Annotated in this window: 18 protein-coding genes and 1 other RNA gene; 9 read left to right on the top strand and 10 right to left on the bottom strand. The window is 52.1% G+C overall.

Features of this window, described 5'->3' with window-relative positions:
* The first annotated feature begins 64 nt into the window (after positions 1-64).
* Complete coding sequence (locus tag EAH77_RS10630) at positions 65-769, top strand: pirin family protein (RefSeq protein ID WP_140472445.1); 705 nt, start codon at positions 65-67, stop codon at positions 767-769.
* A gap of 62 nt (positions 770-831) precedes the next feature.
* Here the strand turns inward: EAH77_RS10630 and rnpB are convergent.
* Positions 832-1,210: RNase P RNA component class A (gene rnpB / locus EAH77_RS10625), an RNA gene on the bottom strand.
* Between the two features lie 25 nt (positions 1,211-1,235).
* Positions 1,236-2,105 (bottom strand): 16S rRNA (cytidine(1402)-2'-O)-methyltransferase, encoded by an 870-nt coding sequence (gene rsmI / locus EAH77_RS10620; protein ID WP_140472443.1) that lies wholly within the window; start codon positions 2,103-2,105, stop codon positions 1,236-1,238.
* A 62-nt stretch (positions 2,106-2,167) separates the two neighbouring features.
* Here rsmI and EAH77_RS10615 point away from each other — a divergent pair, with 62 nt between their 5' ends.
* The 4 genes from EAH77_RS10615 (at position 2,168) to dolP (ending at position 5,863) form a co-directional block, all read left to right on the top strand.
* Complete coding sequence (locus EAH77_RS10615) at positions 2,168-4,192, top strand: penicillin-binding protein activator (protein ID WP_140472441.1); 2,025 nt, start codon at positions 2,168-2,170, stop codon at positions 4,190-4,192.
* Positions 4,193-4,252: 60 nt separating this feature from the next.
* Positions 4,253-4,621: a YraN family protein gene (locus EAH77_RS10610; RefSeq protein ID WP_140472439.1), complete on the top strand. Its 369-nt coding sequence runs from the start codon at positions 4,253-4,255 to the stop codon at positions 4,619-4,621.
* Positions 4,622-4,687: 66 nt separating this feature from the next.
* Positions 4,688-5,278: a DnaA initiator-associating protein DiaA gene (gene diaA / locus EAH77_RS10605; RefSeq protein ID WP_034786756.1), complete on the top strand. Its 591-nt coding sequence runs from the start codon at positions 4,688-4,690 to the stop codon at positions 5,276-5,278.
* Positions 5,279-5,287: 9 nt separating this feature from the next.
* A complete protein-coding gene (gene dolP, locus EAH77_RS10600; RefSeq protein ID WP_140472437.1) occupies positions 5,288-5,863 on the top strand; it encodes a division/outer membrane stress-associated lipid-binding lipoprotein in 576 nt (191 codons plus the stop codon).
* 77 nt (positions 5,864-5,940) lie between these two features.
* Here dolP and mtgA read toward each other — a convergent pair whose 3' ends face one another.
* The 3 genes from mtgA to arcB form a co-directional block, all read right to left on the bottom strand.
* Positions 5,941-6,672, bottom strand: coding sequence for a monofunctional biosynthetic peptidoglycan transglycosylase (gene mtgA / locus EAH77_RS10595; RefSeq protein WP_140472435.1), 732 nt, complete (start codon positions 6,670-6,672; stop codon positions 5,941-5,943).
* Positions 6,669-7,322: an isoprenoid biosynthesis protein ElbB gene (locus EAH77_RS10590; protein ID WP_140472433.1), complete on the bottom strand. Its 654-nt coding sequence runs from the start codon at positions 7,320-7,322 to the stop codon at positions 6,669-6,671. Before EAH77_RS10590 ends, mtgA begins: the two co-directional genes overlap by 4 nt.
* 248 nt (positions 7,323-7,570) lie before the next feature.
* Positions 7,571-9,910, bottom strand: coding sequence for an aerobic respiration two-component sensor histidine kinase ArcB (gene arcB / locus EAH77_RS10585; RefSeq protein ID WP_140472431.1), 2,340 nt, complete (start codon positions 9,908-9,910; stop codon positions 7,571-7,573).
* Positions 9,911-10,793: 883 nt separating this feature from the next.
* On the opposite strand from arcB, the gene gltB reads away from it, so the two are divergent.
* The 3 genes from gltB (at position 10,794) to EAH77_RS10570 (ending at position 18,080) form a co-directional block, all read left to right on the top strand.
* Positions 10,794-15,251 carry a glutamate synthase large subunit gene (gltB, locus tag EAH77_RS10580; RefSeq protein ID WP_140472429.1) on the top strand — a complete coding sequence of 1,486 codons (4,458 nt, stop codon included), beginning with the start codon at positions 10,794-10,796 and terminating at the stop codon, positions 15,249-15,251.
* A gap of 9 nt (positions 15,252-15,260) precedes the next feature.
* The gene (locus tag EAH77_RS10575) at positions 15,261-16,679 is read left to right on the top strand and encodes a glutamate synthase small subunit (RefSeq protein WP_140472427.1); all 1,419 of its coding nucleotides are present in this window, start codon (positions 15,261-15,263) and stop codon (positions 16,677-16,679) included.
* A gap of 195 nt (positions 16,680-16,874) precedes the next feature.
* Positions 16,875-18,080, top strand: coding sequence for a hypothetical protein (locus EAH77_RS10570; protein ID WP_140472425.1), 1,206 nt, complete (start codon positions 16,875-16,877; stop codon positions 18,078-18,080).
* 63 nt (positions 18,081-18,143) lie between these two features.
* Here EAH77_RS10570 and sspB read toward each other — a convergent pair whose 3' ends face one another.
* The 5 genes from sspB to zapE form a co-directional block, all read right to left on the bottom strand.
* On the bottom strand, positions 18,144-18,647 hold the full coding sequence (gene sspB, locus EAH77_RS10565) for a ClpXP protease specificity-enhancing factor (protein WP_140472423.1): 504 nt from the start codon (positions 18,645-18,647) through the stop codon (positions 18,144-18,146).
* Between the two features lie 3 nt (positions 18,648-18,650).
* A complete protein-coding gene (sspA, locus tag EAH77_RS10560; protein WP_140472421.1) occupies positions 18,651-19,292 on the bottom strand; it encodes a stringent starvation protein SspA in 642 nt (213 codons plus the stop codon).
* A 334-nt stretch (positions 19,293-19,626) separates the two neighbouring features.
* Complete coding sequence (rpsI, locus tag EAH77_RS10555; RefSeq protein ID WP_140472419.1) at positions 19,627-20,019, bottom strand: 30S ribosomal protein S9; 393 nt, start codon at positions 20,017-20,019, stop codon at positions 19,627-19,629.
* 15 nt (positions 20,020-20,034) lie between these two features.
* Positions 20,035-20,463, bottom strand: coding sequence for a 50S ribosomal protein L13 (gene rplM / locus EAH77_RS10550; protein WP_140472417.1), 429 nt, complete (start codon positions 20,461-20,463; stop codon positions 20,035-20,037).
* 300 nt (positions 20,464-20,763) lie between these two features.
* A complete protein-coding gene (zapE, locus tag EAH77_RS10540) occupies positions 20,764-21,885 on the bottom strand; it encodes a cell division protein ZapE (protein WP_140472415.1) in 1,122 nt (373 codons plus the stop codon).
* A gap of 286 nt (positions 21,886-22,171) precedes the next feature.
* Between zapE and zapG the strand changes: the two genes are divergently transcribed.
* Positions 22,172-22,573, top strand: a complete 402-nt coding sequence (gene zapG, locus EAH77_RS10535; protein ID WP_140472413.1) for a Z-ring associated protein ZapG — start codon at positions 22,172-22,174, stop codon at positions 22,571-22,573.
* The last annotated feature ends 143 nt before the right edge of the window (positions 22,574-22,716 follow it).

Genomic DNA, 22,716 nt, shown 5'->3' with positions numbered 1-22,716 from the left:
CTAACAATCGTGCGTCCAGACGCTTACCATTTATCTATCGATTTTTTCACTGAGCCAGACCGCCATGATTAAGAGCAGAACAGCAGAAGAGTGCGGCACAGCTGACTTTGGTTGGCTGAAGGCGCGCTATACTTTTTCATTCGGACACTACTTTGATCCGAAACTTATGGGCTACGCCTCACTGCGCGTACTCAATCAGGAAGTACTGGCGCCCGGTGCCAGCTTTCAACCGCGCACCTACCCGCGCGTCGACATTTTGAATTTGGTGTTGCAGGGTGAAGCCGAATATCGCGACAGCGAAGGCAACAGCGTTCGCGTAGCGGCCGGTGAGGCGGCGCTGCTCTCTACACAAGCCAGTGTCAGCTACAGTGAACTGAACCTCAGCGCGACGCTGCCGCTGACCCGTATGCAGCTGTGGCTCGACGCCTGTCCGCAACATGAGAACCCCTTGATCCAGCAAATCAAGGTTGGCAGCGTGCGACATCTCTTGCTGGCATCGCCGGACGGAGAAAGTGGCAGCCTGCAATTACGTCAGCAGGTATGGATCCACCATCTGGATTTACCGGCTGGTGAACAAATCACCCTGCCGATCCGCGGGCCACGGGCTTATTTGCAATCTATTCATGGCCAGGTGAGCGCCCTCGGGGCGGAAAGTCAGGAGATGCAGAGACTGGTGTGCGGAGACGGGGCTTTCATCCACCTTGAACCCCAGGTGACCATTACGGCCAGTACACCACTGCGGGCATTGCTGATTGATTTGCCGGTCTGAAAATAGCCGGTACAGAAAAGACAAAAACCCGCGCAGATTGCTCTGCGCGGGTTTTCTTTTATAGAGGGAGTTGACCGTTAAGCCGGGTTCTGTCGTGGACAATCATTCCTCTAGGCCAGCAATCGCTCACTGGCTCAAGCAGCCTACCCGGGTTCAGTACGGGCCGTACCATGTGAACCCCTATTTGGCCTTGCTCCGGGTGGAGTTTACCATGCCACGAACTGTTGCCAGCCGCGCGGTGCGCTCTTACCGCACCCTTTCACCCTTACCTGATCCCACTTACGTGGGCCATCGGCGGTTTGCTCTCTGTTGCACTTGTCGTAAGCTCGCGCTTCCCAGGCGTTACCTGGCACCCTGCCCTATGGAGCCCGGACTTTCCTCCCCTCCATCTGTCTCCCCCGAAAGGGACGGCAACGAAGCGGCGATTGCCTGGTCAACTCCGCGGCGGATAATAGGGCATTACACCCTACTTGTCACCCTCTTGCTGGTCGAGTGCGTATTTATACAACGCATTCTTCTTCACATTATGGATTTCCGCGGCCAGTGCGGCGGCTTTTTTCAGCGGTAACTCTTTTTGCAGCATGGCTAATGTACGCAGCGCTTCGGCAGGCAGTGCTTCGGTGTCGACTTTATGACCTTCAACAATTAACACCATTTCACCACGTTTGCGGGTTTCATCCTCCAGCACCCAGGCCAGTAATGCGCCCACGGCGTCACCCCGAATATTTTCCCAGGTTTTGGTCAGTTCACGCGCCAGCACAACGTAACGATTTGGCCCCCAAACTTCGACCATATCCTGCAAACTGTCGAGCAGGCGATGGGTCGATTCGTAGAAAATCAGCGTACGCGGCTCTTCGATCAGCGCCTGCAGGGTGTCTTTTCGCGATTTAGTTTTGGCGGGCAGAAAACCTTCGTAGCAGAAGCGATCCGACGGCAAACCGGCGGCAGACAAGGCCGTGATGGCCGCGCAAGCACCTGGCAGCGGTACCACACGAATACCGGCTTCACGACAGCGACGGACCAGATGGTAGCCGGGGTCATTGATCAGCGGCGTTCCTGCATCCGATACCAGCGCAATGCTTTGACCTTCCTGGAGTTTCGACAGTAAATGCTCTGCTTTTTGCTGTTCGTTATGGTCATGTAACGGGTACATTTTGGCGCTGATGCCAAAGTGGTGCAGCAGTAATCCGGTATGGCGGGTATCCTCCGCCGCAATCAAATCGACGCTGTTCAGCACGGCCAACGCACGTTGGGTAATGTCCCCTAAATTGCCGATCGGAGTCGGTACGATGTAGAGCGTTGATGCAGAAATATCTGCTTGATCGTGTTGATTCATTGTTTCATCCGGATTGCCGATTTAATATTGAGCATCTTGAAAAAAACATCACTGGAAACTGAATGCCTTCCTCAACTACTTTTCGTACCCGCACGGGACGTTTAATCCCTGCCGTTATCGTGGCGATGCTTCTCGCCAGTTGTTCGAGCCAGGCTCCGCAGACGCCGACTGAAACCGTTCAGGCCAAGGCGACTGGCAGCTCAGACTATTATCTGCAACAGGCACAGCAAAACGGTGATGATACCAAGGCTGACTGGCAATTACTTGCAGTTCGTGCCTTGTTGCGCGAAGGCAAAGCGCCACAGGCTGCTGATCAATTAGCACAATTGCCACAAAAACTGAGCGCAGCACAGGCTCAGGAACAGCAACTGGTCAGCGCTGAAGTTCAGGTTGCCCAGCAGAATTATCCGGCGGCGGCAACAACGCTCAGCAAGCTTGATCCGGCCAATTTAAATGATGCACAGAAAGCCCGTTTCTATCAGGCGCAAATCGACGCCAGCCAAGGCCACACCAGCCTGGGCCTGCTGCGCGCTTATATTGCTCAGGAACCTCTGCTGCAAGGCAAACCGCATCAGGACAATATCGACGCGACCTGGAGTGCGCTGACGCAAATGACGCCGCAGGATGTCAGCAGTATCACCATCAATGCCAATGAAAATACGTTGCAAGGCTGGTTGGATCTGCTCAGCGTCTGGCTGAGTAATAAGCAAGATCCCGATCTGCTGAAAGCCGGTATCAAAGACTGGCAGCGCCGTTATCCGGTTAACCCGGCAGCAACAACCTTGCCGACCCAGTTGAACAGCGTGCTCAGCTTCCAGCCCTCTTCTACCGAAAAAATCGCCCTGTTCCTGCCGATGAGCGGCGCAGCGCAGGTTTACGGGAATGCGATTCAGCAAGGCTTCAATGCCGCCATAAACGGCTTACCAAGCCAGCCAGCGCCACAGCAGGCCCCGGCGGATCCTAACGCCGCCGTGCCACAAACCGATCCAAATGCGGCCGTCAGCCCGTCGGCGGCCGAGACCACGGCAGCCAACCCGCAACCCGCAACGTCTGCGGCGCCGGCCATCAGTGCAGCCCCGGTAAATCCGCGTGCGCAGGTGAAAGTTTATGACACCAGCACTCAGCCACTGGCCGTACTGCTGGCTCAGGCACAGCAAGATGGTGCAAGCATCGTGGTGGGCCCGCTGTTAAAAGATAAAGTGACAGAACTGGGCTCTACTCAGACGTCATTGAACGTTCTGGCGCTAAATCAGCCAGAAACTGAGAAAAACAGTCCGAATATCTGTTACTTTGCGCTCTCGCCGGAAGACGAAGCGCAGGATGCGGCACGCCATATGTGGGCGCAGCATCGTCAGATGCCACTGCTGTTGGTACCTCGTGGCAGCTTCGGTGACCGTATCGCGCAGGCCTTTGCCACTGAATGGCAAAAACAGGGCGGCCAGACTGTACTGAAGCAGGATCTGGGCTCCTATTCTGAACTGAAATCGACGATTCGCAGCGGTATTCGCCTGACCGGTACACCGGTGTTGAGCACATCTAAAGCGGCAGCTCCGGCCCAGCAGGGTGTGACCATCGGCGGGATCACCATCCCGGCTCCACCAAGCGATGATCAAATCACTCAGGCCACCAGCGGCGGCATTTCCGGGAATGTGGATTCGGTGTATATCGTCGCGACACAAGATGAGCTGACCCTCATCAAGCCGATGATCGACCTGGCCGTCAGTGGCCGTAATAAGCCGGCGGTTTATGCCAGCTCACGCAGCTATCAGGCCGGTGCAGGCCCGGATTATCGTCTGGAAATGGAAGGCGTGCAGTTCAGCGATATCCCTCTGCTGGCGGGTAACAATCCGGCGTTAATGCAGCAGGCAGCCAGCCAGTTCAAAAACGACTATTCGCTGGTGCGTCTCTACGCCATGGGTATCGATGCATGGGATCTGGCCAATCATTTCTCCCAGATGCGTCAAATCCCTGGCTTCCAGGTTTCCGGTACCACCGGTCAACTGAGCGCCAACGAGAACTGCGTGATCCACCGCAAACTGCCATGGCTGCAATACCGCCAGGGCGCGCTGGTGCCGGTTTCTTCGTAAAACGGTTTTAGCTTACCCAAGGCATTTCATACTGCAGGGTAGTGGTACAAGGATGTACTGATGTTTAAAAAATTGCAGACCACCCGCGAGCGTGGCGCAGACTATGAAGTCTTCGCCCGTCGCTATCTCGAAAATGCGGGGTTAATTTTCGTCGCCGCCAACGTGGCGTGCCGGCTGGGTGAAATTGACCTGATCATGCGCGATCAACATACCTGGGTGTTTGTTGAAGTTCGCTACCGTCGTAACGCCTTGTTTGGGGGTGCGGCGGCCAGCGTAACGCATCAAAAACAGAAGCGGTTATTACAGGCCGCCTCTTTCTGGCTTGCAGGAAGAAATGCAAGCTTTGACACATCATCTTGCCGTTTTGATGTTTTAGCCATCACAGGCAGCCAGATAGAATGGCTGACGGATGCTTTCAATGCGGATTGAGATTGTTTTGAGACTGACGGCCTGCCCGACCGCGCAGCCGACATTTTACTGACTGGACTAAATCACGTGCTGGATAGAATCAAAGCCTGCTTTACTGAAAGTATTCAAACCCAGATTGCTGCGGCAGAAGCGCTGCCTGATGCGATTTCCCGCGCCGCGATGACACTGGTGCAATCGCTGCTGAACGGCAACAAAATCCTGTGCTGCGGTAACGGTACCTCAGCAGCCAATGCCCAGCATTTTTCAGCCAGTCTGATTAACCGTTTTGAGACCGAACGCCCAAGCCTGCCTGCTATCTCCCTGTGTGCGGATAACATTGTGCTGACGGCCATTGCTAATGACCGCCTGCACGAAGAGATTTATGCCAAGCAGGTGCGCGCACTGGGCCAGGCCGGTGACGTTTTACTGGCTATTTCCACCCGGGGTAACAGCCGTGATATCGTCAAAGCGGTGGAAGCCGCCGTGACCCGCGATATGACTATCGTTGCTCTTACGGGGTATGACGGCGGTGAACTGGCTGGTTTGCTGGGCCCTCACGATGTTGAGATCCGAATTCCGTCCCACCGCAGCGCACGTATTCAGGAAATGCACATGCTCACCGTCAACTGTCTCTGTGACCTGATTGATAACACGCTGTTCCCTCACCAGGACGATTAAGGAGTTCCAATGAAGGCAAGTCCTCTTTTTGCACTATTGTTAAGCGCCCTGCTGTTACAGGGGTGCGTGGCCGCCGCTGTTGTTGGCGTCGCCGGTGTCGCGACCAAAACCACCACCGATCCGCGTTCCGTGGGCACGCAGGTGGATGACGGTACGCTGGAAGCGCGGGTAAGCAACGCGATCAGCAAAGACAAACAACTTAAGGACGAAGCCCGTATTGTGGCCACCGCTTATCAGGGCAAAGTTCTGTTAACCGGCCAGGCCCCAACACCAGATATGGCCGCCCGCGCTAAACAGATCACCATGGGGGTCGAGGGAGCGAACGAAGTGTATAACGAGATCCGCACCGGTAAACCGGTCAGCATGGGTACCGCTTCTATGGATACCTGGATCACCACCAAAGTGCGTTCGCAGATCCTGACCAGCGACTCAGTGAAATCTTCCAACGTGAAAGTCACCACCGAAAACGGTGAAGTGTTCCTGCTCGGTCTGGTCACTCAGGAAGAAGGCAAGTCAGCGGCGAGCATTGCCGCCGGCGTCAGCGGCGTGAAACATGTCACCACGGCGTTTACTTACGTGAAGTGACAGGTATTGCAGAAAGTGAGTAAAAAGGGCTCAGCATCGCATGCTGGGCCCTTTTTTATACTCACAGGCAGGAAGAACTAACGCAGTTTGTGCTCGCTGAGGAAACTGTCACCGCCAAGCTGGCTCATCTGGCGCAGGATCCACTGCTGGCGACGCAGCACATAAGCCGAAGGGGCATTCACTTTAAACAGGTGCGGGTTGGGAAGTACCGCCGCCAGCAGTGCGGCCTGAGAGGCTGTCAGCTTGCTCGCCGGTTTATGAAAGAAGTGCTGCGCGGCTTCTTCCACACCGAAAATACCGTCCCCAAATTCCACAATGTTCAGGTACACCGTCAGAATACGGCGCTTACTCCACACCGTTTCAATGCCGACGGTTAGCCCCGCTTCCAGCCCTTTGCGCAGCCAACTGCGGCCATCCCACAGGAACAGATTTTTGGCGGTTTGCTGAGAAAGTGTCGAAGCGCCGCGAATTCGACCCTCATCTTTGTCACTTTTTTCCAGCACAGACTGAATGGCGTCAACATCAAAACCCCAATGTTCGGGGAATTTTTGATCTTCCGCGGCCATGACTGCTAGCGCCATCGGCGAGGATATTTCACTCATTGGTACCCAGTCAGAATGGGAAACATAGCCGAAATCGCCGGTCAACCAGGCTGAAATTTGCCGCTCAACCATCACGGCGGAGAAAGGCACCGGCAAAAAGGAAAACAGGAAAATTCCCGCGACCCATAAGCCAACGAACAGTATTAGAAGGCGCTTGAGCCACCTTATTGGTGCCGTGAAGAGGGCTATACCTGACGATTTACTCATTCAATCCATTCCGTAACACATCTGACCAGCTTATCAATCCCCAGAGCCGCTTCACCTTCGGATTGTTCCGACAGCAGGCCCGGAGTGCTAACAATCTTCATTTCCAGATTGATGACAATATCATCAGCCGGACACAGAACCGGTTCGGCCCCAATCGCATCAAGGAGTTCCGCGCGATCAATATCAGTGCCTAGCGTGACCCGCACTTCGGCTCCCGCCAGTTTTGGTGCCAATATTGCGGCCTGACTGATGAACCCCAATGATTTACTCTGCTTATGTATTTCCTGCATTAATGTGAACAGTTCCTCATCGATTGTGTAATCGCTTCCATCTGTCTCAAGGGTAGTTAAACGACGAATTAGACCAAAGCCACCAGGGAAAATGAGCCCACTCAGGTTCTCAGGAATCGATTCCTTAAGTGAAATAATTTCACTTAAGGATAAAAGTGAGGATTCTGTTGCCGTAACAAAATCTTCTTTTTCTTTTTTATAAAAAAATTCCTTTATTACATCAAGTTGTATATCACAAGCAGTGATGCACAGGCTTTTTACACCCTGTTTTTTAAGGGCAGAAAGGACTAAAAAGGCCTCCTGAAACCCTGTTCTACCGGAAAAATCATCACAGCAGAGCACAACGCCAACAGGCTTCATTTGTATTCTCCAAAATTTCCTGCGATAAAGGCTTGAAGTTTTGTATAGACAAAGACTAATCTACATCACAGTTTTTAATGAATCTTGTAACAGTTAAGCTTATATTTGTTATGTTGATTCCTACAGAATGTATTAGACTTTACGGCAGAATTACCAAAACTTGCGAAACCAAAACCCTTAAAACTATCGCGGGTTAACGATTTCCCTGGTGTTGGCGCAGTATTCGCGCACCCCGGCTTCGGCTGGGGTTATTTTTTTCCAGCGTTTGCCGTCCATTCACGTAACGTTTTAATATCGTTACGCCACTCCAGCTTCAACTCATCAATCCATTCCTGAACATTGTCCCACCACGCAGGTAGCGTTGGTGTCTGAATTTGTTGCGCCAGTTGTTGCAAATGCTTCAATCCTACCGAACCCGCCGCCCCTTTGATCTTATGACCCTCTTCAGCAATACCCACCTGATCGCGGGCGATCAGGTTTGAATCAAGCACGGCAAGGTAGTCTGGCATCATTTTTTCAAACATATCGGCGCTCTGGTAAATCAGGCCCGGCCCGACCAGTTCGATGTATTGCTCCAGCATGGCGGTATCCAGCAATGATTCTTGCGTCTGGGTGGTCACAGAAGGCTCCTCAGTAGAAACAGAGTCTGGCTGATGATCCCAAAATTGCTGGATCATGGCGGTCAGCGCAGAGACGGACAGCGGTTTGCTGAGCACATCATCCATGCCAGCGTCGAGATACTCTTTCTTATCTTTCAGCACGTTGGCGGTGAGTGCCACCAGCGGCGGCAGGTGGCGCCCGGCGTAGTCCTGACGTAATTTGCGGGCAATATCCAGACCGGTCATGTCCGGCAACTGAATATCGAGCAGCACCAGGTCAAACTCATCCGGGTCAAACATCGCTAGCGCGTCATGGCCATTCATGGCCACTTCCACGCTGTTACCCAGCTTTTCCAACACTGAGCGCGCGACGATCACGTTAAGTTCGATATCTTCCACCAGCAGCACATTCAGCGCCGGTAGTGGCAGGTCGTCCTCTTCTTCCGTCCCGCTGACGGGTTCATCCAGCGTCGGTGCGCTGACCGTCAGGGTGAAGCACGATCCTTTGCCCTGTTCGCTGCACACGGTGATGTCACCCCCCATACTCTGCGCCAGCCGTTTGGACACAGCCAGACCGATACCGGTACCGGTCGCCGGTTTGCCACCGTTCTGATCTTTCACCTGGTAATACATGGCGAAGATTTTGTCCTGCTCATCCTGCGGGATACCCATGCCCGAATCCTGTACCTCAAAGCGCAGCAGCTCGCCGCCGTCATGATGCACACGCACTACGATTTCACCGTCGTGGGTGAATTTCACCGCGTTACCGATCAAATTCCATAAAATCTGCCGCAGGCGGGTACCGTCAGTAATGATGTTATGCGGCAGCGGTAAATCCGGCTGCATGACAAACTTCAGCCCTTTTGGTTGCACCAGTAAGCCGGAGAGATTTTCCAGATCGGAGAGAAAACCGGTGAAATCAACCGACTGGTTGTCGAGCTGCACTTTGCGGCGCTCAAGTTTATCCATCTCAATAATGTCGTTAAAAATATTGCCCAGTGTGATCGCGCTGACGTGAATGGTTTTCAGGTAATTATGCTGCTCAGCGTTCAGGTGGGTGTCGAGCAAAATGCGGCTGAGGCCGACGATGCCGTTAAGCGGTGTACGCAGCTCATGGCTGATCGTTGAGATAAAGGTAGTCTTCTCTCTGCTGGCGTTTTCCAGTGCGTCCTGGTAGCGCTTACGTTCCGTAATATCGCGTCCGAAGCCCATCAACCCGTGCCGTTTACCAATGCGGTCATAAAACGGCACTTTGCGCAGTTCAAAACAGGCTTTGCGCCCATCGGGATACACCAGCCACTGCTCATACGTCAGCGAAACATTGTGGCGGAATACTTTCTCATCGGTCTCCACCACTTTTTCGGCGATATCCGGGCTATAGACGTCATTGGGCGTCAATCCAACCAGTTGCTTCTCGCTCTTGCCGGTCAGCAGTTCCATCGCGCGGTTACAGCCAGAAAATTCTTTGTCTTCATTGCGGTAGTAAACCAAATCCGGCGAGGCATCAAGGAAAGAGCGCAACAGGGCTGATTGTTGACTCAATTCAATCTGTGCCTGTTCGCGGTGATGCATTTCCAGTTTAAGCTTATCCACCACGGCCAGGCGCGCTTCTTCGGCTTTCACACGGTCGGCTATTTCCTGGTTCAACTGGGTAATATTGTCTTGCATCTGCTGGTTCAGCTCGAGGTCGCGATGGCGCATCTCTTCAAGCTTATCGACCAGCCGTGACAAACGCTGGCGCGACTCTTCAAGCTGCTCCACCACCACCGACAGGAAATAGACTGCCCAGGGGGTTATCAGCAAACCGAAGAAAATCGAGCGCACCACGTCGATGCTGTCGACCTGACCGCGCAGCAACATGGTGACGGCCATCTGGACAATCATCGCCAGCACCACCAGCGCAGAGGCCAGCAGCAGAGAAAAACGCACCAATCCTAACTTGACCATCAGATCAACGTAATACTGGGCTAATACCCGGATTTGCTTCATAACGATTCCCTAAAGACGAAGACGTTCAAATGATACCGCATTTACCCGCGCATATAAGCCCGAGATCAGTCTGCGGGTCGCGTGGCGTCTCAAGACGGTTATAGACTACTGGCCTGCACCGTTGAGGGGCTTACCGTGGTGCATCAGGACATCATGGCGCGCAGATATTGACTAACCACCAACGTGATATTATCAATATAGCCCGGCTATAATTAGCCAGGTCCCCACTCATTTCAGGCTTTACGCCCATCCCCGAAAAAAGAGCCTTTAATCTCCAGCCTCCTTTAAAGAATAACTATTCACTATTACTGCAAATAAAGTCATTCGCCGTGGTATGAATAATTCTTATTATCGCGGCCCTTTTAGTACATTATTACCGGCTGGTTAAAAATAGTCACAAAGCACACCTGCTGACGATTTTGCAGTATAAAACACTGCTATTGTCACCACTTCCAGCAGGGTGCACAGTTGACGGCCCTTAAGGACAGTGAGACAGCTCACACTTCGGGGTACAAACCTTAATGAAGTCAGGGGTTAAAAAATGGCAATAAATCATTAAAAATCATGCTACTACCATCAATTATAGGCTTTTTGTTATCACTTAAATCCGTATTTGACCTGCCTGTGCTTTCTCGCTAAGTTGGAAGTCCGCTGGAAGCAATCTCGACGGGTGTACCACTCGTCATATTTATGCAGTAATTGAAGACTCCCTCATAAAAACAAGTCAACCACCACTTGTGAGAACCGTCACGAGGGGCCTTTGACCGGGAAACTCAGGCATTCAACGCACCGCAAGAGTGCGCGAAAATGTGAGCCTTCCCCGTCTAAAAGCCCCCTCGCAACAGGTGTGAGAGTCTCGCAGAGCCTGGGGAGGTTCACGAATATGTTGTACGATAAATCCCTTGAGAGGGACAACTGTGGTTTCGGCCTGATCGCCCACATAGAAGGCGAACCTAGCCATAAGGTCGTGCGTACAGCCATTCACGCACTGGCCCGTATGCAACACCGTGGTGCTATTCTTGCTGATGGCAAGACTGGTGACGGTTGTGGCCTGCTGTTACAAAAACCCGATCGCTTCTTCCGCATGGTTGCCGAAGAGCGTGGCTGGCGTCTGGCTAAAAATTACGCCGTTGGCATGATATTCCTCAGCAAAGATGAAGAAGAAGCTGCCGCGAGCCGCCGCATTGTTGAGGAAGAGCTGCAAAACGAAACGCTGTCCGTGGTCGGCTGGCGCGATGTGCCGACGAACCCTGATGTTCTCGGTGAAATTGCCCTCTCCTCCCTGCCCCGCATCGAGCAAATTTTTGTTAACGCGCCTGCCGGTTGGCGTCCGCGTGATATGGAACGCCGCCTCTATATGGCGCGTCGCCGTATTGAAAAACGCATTGCCGATAAAGATTTTTACGTCTGTAGCTTCTCCAACGTGGTCACGATCTATAAAGGCTTGTGTATGCCAGCCGATCTGCCGCGTTTCTATTTAGACCTGGCAGACCTGCGTCTTGAATCGGCCATTTGCCTGTTCCACCAGCGCTTCTCAACCAACACCGTACCGCGCTGGCCGCTGGCTCAACCGTTCCGCTATCTGGCACATAACGGTGAAATCAATACCATTGCCGGTAACCGTCAGTGGGCGCGCGCGCGTGGTTATAAATTCAAAACGCCATTGATCCCCGATCTGCAAGACGCAGCACCTTTTGTCAATGAAACCGGTTCAGACTCCAGCTCGCTGGATAACATGCTGGAACTGTTCCTGAGCGGCGGTATGGACCTGCTGCGCGCCATGCGTTTACTGGTGCCGCCAGCCTGGCAACAGAACCCGGACATGGACGACGATCTGCGCGCCTTCTTCGACTTTAACTCCATGCACATGGAACCCTGGGATGGCCCGGCCGGTATCGTGATGTCAGATGGCCGCTACGCCGCCTGTAACCTCGATCGTAACGGCCTGCGCCCGGCGCGCTATGTCATCACGAAAGACAAGCTGATCACCTGCGCGTCAGAAGTCGGTATCTGGGATTACCAGCCGGATGAAGTGGTCGAGAAAGGCCGCGTCGGCCCCGGCGAATTGATGGTTATCGACACCCGCAGCGGTAAAATTCACCACTCGGCAGAGACCGATAACGACCTGAAAGGCCGTCATCCTTATAAAGAGTGGATGGAGAAGAACGTTCAGCGTCTGGTGCCGTTCGAAGATCTCCCTGACGATCAGGTCGGCAGCCGTGAGCTCGATGACACTCAGCTCGAAACCTTCCAGAAGCAGTTTGGTTACAGCAGCGAAGAGCTGGACCAGATCCTGCGAGTTCTGGGTGAAAACGGTCAGGAAGCGGTCGGTTCTATGGGCGACGATACCCCATTCGCCGTGCTCTCCAGCCGCCCGCGCATTATCTATGACTATTTCCGTCAGCAGTTTGCGCAGGTTACCAACCCGCCTATCGACCCGTTGCGTGAAGCACACGTGATGTCTCTGGCGACCAGCATTGGTCGCGAGATGAACGTGTTCTGCGAAGCCGAAGGTCAGGCACACCGCCTGAGCTTTAAATCGCCAATCCTGCTGTGGTCTGACTTTAAACAGCTGACCCAGCTTGACAGCAAATACTATCGTGCTGACACCCTGGATCTGACTTACGATCCGGCCGAACAGGACATGGAAGCGTTCGTTGCCAAACTGTGCGACGAAGGCGAACAAAAAGTCCGCGATGGTGCTGTATTGCTGGTGCTTTCTGACCGCAACATCGCGCCAAACCGTTTGCCGCTGCCTGCGCCAATGGCGGTCGGTGCGCTGCAACGCCGTCTGGTTGAAAAGAACCTGCGCTGCGACGCCAATATTATTGTCGAAACCGCCAGCGCCCGTGACCCACACCACTTCGCCGTGCTGCTCGGGTTCGGTGCAACTGCCGTTTACCCGTATCTGGCTTACGAAACGCTGGCCAAGCTGGTCGACACGCAGGTTATCGACAAAAAATACCGTGAAGTGATGCTGAATTACCGTAACGGCATCAACAAAGGTCTGTACAAAATCATGTCCAAAATGGGCATTTCGACCGTGGCCTCTTACCGTTGTTCACAGCTGTTTGAAGCGGTGGGTCTGCATAAAGAACTGTGCAATACCTGCTTCCAGGGTGTGGTCAGCCGGATCGGGGGCGCAAGCTACAATGATTTCGAACAGGATCTGCAAAACCTCTCCAAACGTGCCTGGCTCAAACGCAAGACATTGGATCAGGGCGGCCTGCTGAAATACGTCTACGGGGGCGAGTATCACGCTTATAACCCGGACGTGGTGAACACGCTGCAAGCTGCGGTCAAAAGCGGCGAATACAGTGATTACCAGCAATATGCCAAGTTGGTGAACGAACGTCCGGTTGCGGCATTGCGCGATCTGCTGCAGATCACCCCGAAAGGTCAGCCGATCCCGGTTGATCAAGTTGAACCTGCCGAAGGCCTGTTCACCCGCTTCGATACGGCGGCGATGTCTATCGGTGCACTCAGCCCTGAAGCCCATGAATCACTGGCTGAAGCGATGAACAGCATCGGCGGGCGCTCCAACTCCGGCGAAGGCGGCGAAGATCCGGCGCGTTATGGCACCAATAAAGTGTCGCGCATTAAGCAGGTAGCCTCCGGCCGTTTCGGCGTAACCCCGGCTTATCTGGTCAATGCTGACGTTATACAGATCAAAGTGGCACAAGGGGCAAAACCAGGCGAAGGCGGTCAGTTGCCGGGCGATAAAGTGACGCCATACATCGCGAAACTGCGTTACTCCGTGCCTGGCGTGACATTGATTTCCCCACCACCGCATCATGATATTTATTCCATCGAAGATCTGGCGCAGCTGATTTTTGACCTGAAACAGGTCAATCCGAAAGCCATGATCTCGGTGAAACTGGTTTCTGAGCCTGGCGTTGGCACCATTGCCACTGGCGTGGCAAAAGCTTATGCCGATTTGATCACTATCGCCGGTTACGACGGCGGCACCGGCGCCAGCCCGCTCTCTTCCGTCAAATATGCCGGTTGTCCGTGGGAACTGGGTCTGGTCGAAACACAACAAGCGTTGGTCGCTAACGGCCTGCGTCATAAAATTCGTCTGCAAGTCGATGGCGGCCTGAAAACCGGTACTGATATCATCAAGGCGGCGATTTTAGGGGCGGAAAGTTTCGGTTTTGGTACCGGCCCAATGGTCGCGCTGGGATGTAAATACCTGCGTATTTGCCACCTGAACAACTGCGCTACCGGCGTAGCAACTCAAGATGAAAAACTTCGCCGCAACCATTATCACGGCCTGCCTGAACGTGTGACCAACTACTTCAAGTTCATCGCACAGGAAACCCGTGAAATCATGGCCGAGCTGGGTGTGAGCCAACTGGTTGATCTGATTGGCCGTACTGACCTGTTGCTGGAACTCGATGGCTTCACCGCCAAGCAAAACAAACTGGATCTGTCTGCGCTGCTGGCTACCGCCACGCCGCATCCGGGTAAAGCAGTGTATTGCACCGAGAACAACCCACCGTTCGACAAAGGTCAGTTGAATAAAGAGATTCTGGATCAGGCCGCACCACATATTGAATCGAAACAGAGCAAATCGTTCTTCTTCGATATCCGTAACACAGACCGCTCTGTAGGCGCCCTGTTGTCTGGTGCTATTGCTGAAAAGCATGGCGATCAGGGCATGGCCGCTGATCCGGTCCGCATCAACTTCAACGGGACTGCAGGCCAGAGTTTCGGGGTCTGGAACGCCGGTGGTGTAGACCTGATGCTGACCGGCGACGCCAACGACTACGTAGGTAAAGGCATGGCCGGTGGCCGCATTGCGATTCGCCCGCCAATCGGTTCAGCGTTCCGCAGTCATGAAGCCAGCATCATCGGCAACACCTGTCTGTATGGTGCCACCGGCGGCAAGCTGTTCGCAGCAGGTCGCGCTGGCGAGCGTTTCGCGGTGCGTAACTCCGGTGCTATCACCGTGGTAGAAGGCATCGGCGACAACGGTTGTGAATACATGACCGGGGGTATCGTCTGCGTGCTGGGTCGGACCGGCGTTAACTTCGGTGCAGGTATGACCGGGGGCTTCGCCTACGTTCTCGACGAAGACGGCGAATTCCGCAAACGTGTTAACCCGGAACTGGTTGAAGTGCTTGGCGTTGAAGAGCTGGCCATTCATGAGGAACATCTGCGTGGTTTGATCACCGAACACGTACAGTTGACCGCCTCGACCCGTGGTGAAGAAATTTTGGCGAACTGGCCGGAATGGGCACCGAAGTTTGCCCTGGTAAAACCGAAGTCCAGTGATGTCAAAGCATTGTTGGGTCACCGTAGTCGTTCCGCAGCTGAGCTGCGGGTACAAGCGCAGTAAGAGGTCAAGATGAGTCAAAACGTTTATCAATTTATCGACTTACAGCGCGTTGATCCGCCGAAGAAGCCGCTTAAGATCCGTAAAATTGAGTTTATTGAAATTTACGAGCCGTTCTCAGCCACGCAGGCGGCATCACAGGCAGATCGCTGTATCTCCTGCGGTAATCCGTATTGCGAATGGAAATGTCCGGTCCATAACTACATCCCGAATTGGCTGAAACTGGCTAACGAAGGCCGGATTATGGAAGCGGCCGATCTTGCGCATCAGACCAACAGTTTGCCGGAAGTCTGCGGCCGCGTTTGCCCACAAGATCGCCTGTGTGAAGGCTCGTGCACGCTGAATGATGAGTTCGGCGCGGTGACTATCGGTAACATTGAACGCTACATTAACGATAAAGCCATCGAGATGGGCTGGCGTCCTGATATGTCCCACGTACAGCCTACAGGCAAGCGTGTGGCGATCATTGGCGCAGGCCCGGCAGGTCTGGCCTGTGCCGACGTGCTGACCCGTAACGGTGTCAAAGCGGTGGTTTATGACCGTCATCCAGAGATCGGTGGTTTACTGACCTTTGGTATTCCGGCCTTCAAGCTGGAAAAATCGGTCATGACCAAGCGTCGCGAGATCTTCAGCGACATGGGGATCGAATTCCAGCTCAATACTGAAGTGGGTAAAGACATCACCATCGACGCATTGCTGGCGGAATACGACGCGGTGTTCCTCGGCGTGGGCACTTATCAGTCCATGCGTGGCGGCCTGGAGAATGAAGATGCGCCGGGCGTTTACGATGCTCTGCCGTTCCTGATTGCCAATACTAAACAGCTGATGGGCTACCAAGACAGCCCGGAAGAGCCTTACACCACGATGGAGAAAAAACGCGTCGTGGTGCTCGGTGGTGGTGATACTGCGATGGACTGTGTTCGTACCTCGATCCGTCAGGGGGCAACGCACGTCACTTGTGCCTATCGTCGCGATGAAGAAAACATGCCGGGTTCACGCCGTGAAGTGAAGAATGCCCGTGAAGAAGGGGTGGAATTCAAATTCAATCTGCAGCCGCTGAGCATCGAGCTGAACAGCTCTGGCCGTGTGAGTGGCATCCGAATGGCCCGTACCGAACTGGGCGCGCCGGATGCACAGGGACGCCGTCGGGCTGAAATCGTTGCCGGTTCCGAGCACGTGATGGAAGCCGATGCCGTGGTGATGGCGTTTGGTTTCCGCCCGCACAAGATGGAGTGGCTGGCTGCCCACGACGTGGAGCTGGATACTCAGGGCCGCATCGTGGCACCGGAAGGCAGCGATAACGCTTTCCAGACCAGCAACCCGAAAATCTTCGCCGGTGGCGATGCAGTGCGCGGTTCAGATCTGGTGGTTACTGCTATCGCCGAGGGCCGCAAAGCCGCAGAAGGCATCATGGGCTACCTTGAAGTCTAATCGGCACGTGATATGAAAAAGGCCGCGCAAGCGGCCTTTTTCATTACTCATTTATATATAATTTAAATAATAAATAATAATACATACAAAAAAACTTGGGTTATATTTTTGCATGTATAAATATAAAATCACATCTATATCTTTAATATCAAATACTCCATAATTCCATCCAATTTTTAAACAGGGATGAATAAAATGGCGCGAAGTGTATTTATACTTAACTTTATTTTAGGTGGTGGTGGTGATCATGCACTTGGAAATAAAATAAAAGATCTGGTTATTAACATGGGTGCCAATGGCATGCTCATGACTTGCCAGGGCAACGTGAGGTGTTTGAAGGTTATAGGGAAAGTTAAATTCGGCCAAAAACCCATAGACTATGCGAACCCAATTTTAATTGTAGCACCTTATAGCCTTATCTCCTCTGAAGACTTGCCATCTATCATTCGTCAGTTTAATAACGTATATGAATTCACATCAGACACGATCATTATGATTGATGAAATGGATAGTTCTCGTGATATAAATGACTATGATATAAATTATAAAACAGCAATTTTACCTTTAAAATTTAAGTCGATTGTCATGCATTCCCTTGGATTTTTACAAAAATCTATCGGATACTTTCCCATGCCTGATAGTGAAGTGATCAGAATAACCCAGAACTCAAAGACAGAAATAATAAAGTGTCTGGATAGCTATAACTTATCCCTGCCCTATAGTTGCGATTTGTACCTCGCTTATCTGAGTTCCTCGAGCGTGATAACCAGTGCTTATACTTTTATTATCAATACATTGATTGAAGATCGTGACAGGAAGAATAATTCCGTCTATCTATTGGTGGTACGAGAGGATAATCAAATCCCCGCTTTCATTAATAGATTAAAATATTTACTTCCTGATAAAAAGTACATCAATTTATTTTCCAGGTGCGATTTTTCCACACTTCATGATAGTGAGCATCTTAATATCCGTGGCTCAACCTCTGGAAAAGGGGAAAAAACAATTCATATCTGCATGACAAAAAGCATGCCTATCAATATGTTTAAAAACTTTACCCACCGTTGCCACAAAGGGATGATGTCTGGTGATCAAAGCTTGTCAGATTATATATCATTAAAACACCACCTTCCCTACTACGATAAACAACCGTGGAAAGACCCACTGGCTAAAGGTTTATTTGAGCAAGCAAAAAAACAAGGAGGACCTACATTATTAGAGAAAATAGAATCATTAATCGTAGGCCGGAATGGACAGGATACGGAGGTTATGGCCAGAATATTAGACCCAGGATATGTGCAAACTCAGAGCCAAAAAAATGACCTTAAAGAGTTTAATCATACAGTCTATTCAAAGCAGGCCGATCAAAAAATCAAAGAAATACTGCTTAAATATCTATAATGAGACAATAAAAAACCCCGCACCGGAGTGCAGGGTTTATATCGTTTTAGCCGTGAAAGAACATTACTTCACGACGCGCAACGATGGTCGTCCACCACGAGGCGGAGTGGGAGGTTCATCATTCGGGCCTTCTTCAGCGACATCAGGCAGATCACCATCAATGACCGACATCGTCGGTGCTGATATGGGATCTTTGTTGTCGTCGTCGTTATGCCCTTCAAATGCCCCTTCTGACTCATAGGCAGCTTCAGGTTCGAACATCGTTCCGGCACCATTCTCACGGGCATAAATGGCCAGTACCGCAGCGATAGGCACAAAAACGTTACGCGGAACGCCACCAAAACGGGCGTTAAAGCGAACGTCGTCGTTGCCCAGTTCGAGATTACCGACTGCACGCGGCGCAACGTTCAGAACTATCTGACCATCACGGGCGAATTCCATCGGCACCATTACGCCAGGCATTGTCACATCAACGACCAGATGCGGCGTTAACTGGTTATCGAGCAACCATTCATAAAACGCACGCAGCAGGTACGGACGGCGCGGAGACATGTCGGTCATCTCCATGCCTTAACCTCGGGTGTGCAAACGCATTTCGCGCTCGGGTTCGGTCAGAGAAGCCAGGAAAGCATCACGTTCGAACACGCGGGTCATGTAGCCTTTCAGCTCTTTAGAACCGGTACCCGACAACTCAATGCCCAACTCAGGCAAACGCCACAACAGCGGCGCCAGGTAGCAGTCAACCAAACTGAACTCTTCACTTTTGAAGTAAGGCATGTAGGAGAAGATTGGCGCAATCGCCAGCAGCTCTTCACGAAGTTGCTTACGCGCAGCGTCAGCTTCCTGAGCAGAACCCTGCTCAATTTGACGCAGCAGTGAGTACCAGTCGTTTTCGATGCGGTGCATCATCAGACGGCTTTCACCACGGGCAACCGGATAAACCGGCATGAGTGGAGGATGCGGGAAACGCTCATCAAGGTATTCCATGATGATACGTGACTCAAACAGCGTCAGCTCGCGATCGACCAGCGTTGGAACGGTGCGATACGGGTTGAGGTCAATAAGATCCTGTGGCAGGTGATCCATCTCAACCTGCTCAATCTCAACACTGACACCTTTTTCCGCCAGTACGATACGTACTTGATGGCTAAATATGTCGGTCGAGCCAGAAAACAGCGTCATTACCGAACGTTTGTTGGCAGCGACAGCCATGAAAACCTCCAAGTTTATCTAGAATAAAACAGCGAATAATCGCCAGCCTGCAGTTATGTTCCGTGGTTTCATAGACAAGCATCGGCAAGGCGAACCTAGCCAGGAAGCGCGGCAACGTCAACTGCTCGGCGAATAGGCACAAAAGTGTGTGATAGTGTACCAGATTTTACGCGTGCTGTGGTGGGTGGTAAGACGATTTGATGGTGAATTGTGTATCAGGCGATCATTTAGCCCTGGGATAGCTTAAGAGCAGGCATAAAAAAACCCGGTGTAGCACCGGGTTTTTGACGTTGATTTTCGTGCCGAAGCACTGCGCTGCATAAGCAGCAGCAAATTAACGCTTGGAGAACTGAGGACGACGACGTGCTTTACGCAGGCCGACTTTCTTACGTTCAACTTTACGAGCATCACGAGTAACGAAACCTGCTTTACGCAGTTCGCCACGCAGACTTTCGTCATATTCCATCAGTGCACGAGTAATCCCGTGACGGATAGCACCAGCTTGACCGGAGATACCACCACCTTTAACAGTGATGTACAGGTCAAATTTAGAAACCATGTCGACCAGTTCCAGAGGTTGACGAACTACCATGCGGGCAGTTTCACGACCAAAGTACTGTTCCAGGCTACGCTGGTTAATTACGATGTTACCACTGCCCGGCTTGATAAAAACGCGAGCGGCGGAGCTTTTGCGGCGACCAGTGCCGTAGTATTGATTTTCAGCCATTGCCTATAATCCCGATTAAATGTCAAGAACTTGCGGTTGCTGTGCCGCATGAGTGTGCTCGTTACCCGCGTAAACTTTAAGTTTACGGTACATTGCACGACCCAGCGGGCCCTTCGGCAGCATGCCTTTAACCGCGAGCTCGATGACACGCTCTGGACGGCGAGCAATCATCTCTTCAAAGGTCGCTTGTTTGATACCACCGATGTGGCCAGTGTGATGGTAATAAATCTTGTCATTACGCTTGTTGCCGGTTACAGCAACTTTTTCTGCGTTCAGAACGATGATGTAATCACCAGTATCAACGTGCGGAGTGTATTCCGCTTTATGCTTGCCACGCAGACGGCTAGCCAGTTCAGTGGCCAGGCGACCTAAGGTCTTACCCGTTGCGTCAACTACGAACCAGTCACGTTGTACGGTTTCCGGCTTAGCTGTAAAAGTTTTCATTAAAAGCTTACCCAATTAAAGTTACACGTTGGCGAACTCCCAAACGCTTACTTGTTTATAAAATAAGTATTGGAGGTTCACACGACCATCAGTCCAGCAAACCTACCCCTTCGAATAGCCATTGCCGGCACTATGAAGTTTCGGGAAAAAAACTTCGTTGTAACGTGGGGTCGCAGGATTATAGAGAAGTCATCCGCAAAGATCGAACCCTTTTTGACTAAAATGCAGATTTCGCTTCATTCAGTTTCATCTTCAGATGATAAATCGCCTGGCGGCTTTCACCGCAGCGCAGATCGAGGGTCACGGCAGATGCGGCAGCCTGAGATACTCCTCACTTTGCATCTCCTGCAGGCGCGACAAACAGCGCTGATACTCAAACTTCAGTCGCTCACCCTGATAAATTTCATACATCGACTTTTCGGCGGAAATCACCAGTTTCACGTGGCGTTCGTAAAATTCATCCACCAGCGCCAGGAAACGGCGTGCGGCGTTTTCATCCTTCAGCCCCATCACCGGCACATTATGTAGTATGACGCTGTGGTAAATCTTCGACAGCGCAATGTAGTCCAGCTGGCTGCGGGCCTCTTCACATAAAGTATGGAATTCGACCGCCAAAACGCCATCACCGGAAGCAATAGCCTGCAAAGGGCGATGGTTCACCTGCAGTAGCGGTCTGGCCTCGCCTTCGTGCCCGGCCAGTTTGTCGAACATGTGTTGCATGCCGGCGGCCGTTTCATGCCGCAAAGGCGTCAACCACAGATTAGCCTGCGTGAGCGTACGCAAGCGGTAATCGATGCCCGCATCAACGTTCATCACGTCGCAATACGCTTTGATCAAATCGATAGCGGGTAGGAAGCGCGCACGTTGCAACCCGTTACGGTAGAGATTGTCAGGTGGAATATTCGAAGTGGCAATCAGTGTAATACCGCGCGCAAACAGCGCCTGCAACAGCGTTGCCAGTAGCATGGCATCTGTGATGTCAGAGACAAAAAACTCGTCGAAACAGAGCACATCCGTTTCTGCTTTGAAACTGTCCGCGATAATTTCCAGCGGATCTTCCTGCCCCTGCAACTCAGTAAGTTGCTGATGTACGCGCAACATGAACCGATGGAAATGCAGCCGCAGTTTGCGCTCGCCAGGCAGCGTCTGGAAAAAAAGGTCCATCAGCCATGTTTTGCCCCGACCCACGCCGCCCCACATATACAATCCCTGCACGGGACGCTGTGGGGTTTTGGCGTTACTTTTACCGAACAGGCGGCCTAAGAGACCGGCTGGAGGGGCGATTTTCACGGCAGGTATGGTATTTAGTGCATGGTAGATGGCCTCAAGCCGGGTTACGGCCTGCAGCTGAATCTCATCTGCCTGGAACTCTCCGGCTTCTAATGCACTCTTATATAACGTCAGTGGTGTTGTTTCTTGCATGTTAATCAACGTCCCTGAGAAAATATTTTTCAGTCTTTCGCGGCGGTTATCTGCAAATTTACGCACTGTTCGCCGCTTTTAACGCCTGTCTGTGTAGGAATAAACCGCATTGCTGTGGTGAATGTCAGCTCAGGATTCCACTCAGACGAGGTTAGCGGTTATAGTGGACCTATAAAGGTCGAAAACGTATGTGGCATTAACGTTAAAACCATTACGTGAAAAAGTTAAGTCATAAAAGTTACGTGAAAAAGCCCTGCGGAACAACGAAGTCAAAATAGGAGTCATTATGACCTGGGAGTATGCACTCATTGGATTAGTGGTCGGTATCGCCGTTGGTGCGGTAGGGATGCGCTTTGGAAATCGTAAATTACGCGATCAGCAAGTGATGCAAAACGAGCTGGCCAGAAGCAAAGCAGAACTGGACGAGTATCGTCAGGAGCTGACGGGGCACTTTGCCCGTAGTGCTGAGCTACTGGACAATATGGCGACCGACTACCGCCAGCTCTATCAACATATGGCAAAAAGCTCCAACAATCTGCTGCCTGATATGCCAGCACAGGATAACCCGTTCAATTACCGTTTGACCGGTTCTGAGGCTGACAACGATCAGGCACCGGTAGAAATGCCACGCGACTATTCAGATGGCGCGTCGGGCCTGCTGCGTGGCGAACGCAGGAGTCGTAAATAAACGATGGGAATTGCCCGTGATGATGCTCATTGTCACGGGTCAGCTTACGGCGCACCGGTTCAGGTGACGCCGCTCCTCCTAAGCAACGACGCTTCCCAAATTCCCAACATAGACTATTGTTCATAGTCCATAACAGACAGCGA

This window comes from Ewingella americana, from assembly GCF_006438725.1.
GTDB lineage: Bacteria > Pseudomonadota > Gammaproteobacteria > Enterobacterales > Enterobacteriaceae > Ewingella > Ewingella americana_A.
The sequence above is the reverse complement of the archived record's forward strand: the minus strand, read 5'-3'. Positions and strand labels throughout refer to the sequence as shown.

What these genes read in the sequence shown, in the direction of transcription:
- EAH77_RS10615 (WP_140472441.1), top strand. Translation starts at nt 2,168, where the DNA reads ATGCCTTCCTCAACTACTTTTCGTACCCGCACGGGACGTTTAATCCCT.
- rplM (WP_140472417.1), bottom strand. Translation starts at nt 20,463, where the DNA reads ATGAAAACTTTTACAGCTAAGCCGGAAACCGTACAACGTGACTGGTTC.
- sspA (WP_140472421.1), bottom strand. Translation starts at nt 19,292, where the DNA reads ATGGCTGTCGCTGCCAACAAACGTTCGGTAATGACGCTGTTTTCTGGC.
- sspB (WP_140472423.1), bottom strand. Translation starts at nt 18,647, where the DNA reads ATGGAGATGACCGACATGTCTCCGCGCCGTCCGTACCTGCTGCGTGCG.
- rsmI (WP_140472443.1), bottom strand. Translation starts at nt 2,105, where the DNA reads ATGAATCAACACGATCAAGCAGATATTTCTGCATCAACGCTCTACATC.
- EAH77_RS10590 (WP_140472433.1), bottom strand. Translation starts at nt 7,322, where the DNA reads ATGAAGCCTGTTGGCGTTGTGCTCTGCTGTGATGATTTTTCCGGTAGA.
- EAH77_RS10610 (WP_140472439.1), top strand. Translation starts at nt 4,253, where the DNA reads ATGTTTAAAAAATTGCAGACCACCCGCGAGCGTGGCGCAGACTATGAA.
- rpsI (WP_140472419.1), bottom strand. Translation starts at nt 20,019, where the DNA reads ATGGCTGAAAATCAATACTACGGCACTGGTCGCCGCAAAAGCTCCGCC.
- mtgA (WP_140472435.1), bottom strand. Translation starts at nt 6,672, where the DNA reads ATGAGTAAATCGTCAGGTATAGCCCTCTTCACGGCACCAATAAGGTGG.
- gltB (WP_140472429.1), top strand. Translation starts at nt 10,794, where the DNA reads ATGTTGTACGATAAATCCCTTGAGAGGGACAACTGTGGTTTCGGCCTG.
- zapG (WP_140472413.1), top strand. Translation starts at nt 22,172, where the DNA reads ATGACCTGGGAGTATGCACTCATTGGATTAGTGGTCGGTATCGCCGTT.
- arcB (WP_140472431.1), bottom strand. Translation starts at nt 9,910, where the DNA reads ATGAAGCAAATCCGGGTATTAGCCCAGTATTACGTTGATCTGATGGTC.
- EAH77_RS10630 (WP_140472445.1), top strand. Translation starts at nt 65, where the DNA reads ATGATTAAGAGCAGAACAGCAGAAGAGTGCGGCACAGCTGACTTTGGT.
- EAH77_RS10575 (WP_140472427.1), top strand. Translation starts at nt 15,261, where the DNA reads ATGAGTCAAAACGTTTATCAATTTATCGACTTACAGCGCGTTGATCCG.
- dolP (WP_140472437.1), top strand. Translation starts at nt 5,288, where the DNA reads ATGAAGGCAAGTCCTCTTTTTGCACTATTGTTAAGCGCCCTGCTGTTA.
- EAH77_RS10570 (WP_140472425.1), top strand. Translation starts at nt 16,875, where the DNA reads ATGGCGCGAAGTGTATTTATACTTAACTTTATTTTAGGTGGTGGTGGT.
- zapE (WP_140472415.1), bottom strand. Translation starts at nt 21,885, where the DNA reads ATGCAAGAAACAACACCACTGACGTTATATAAGAGTGCATTAGAAGCC.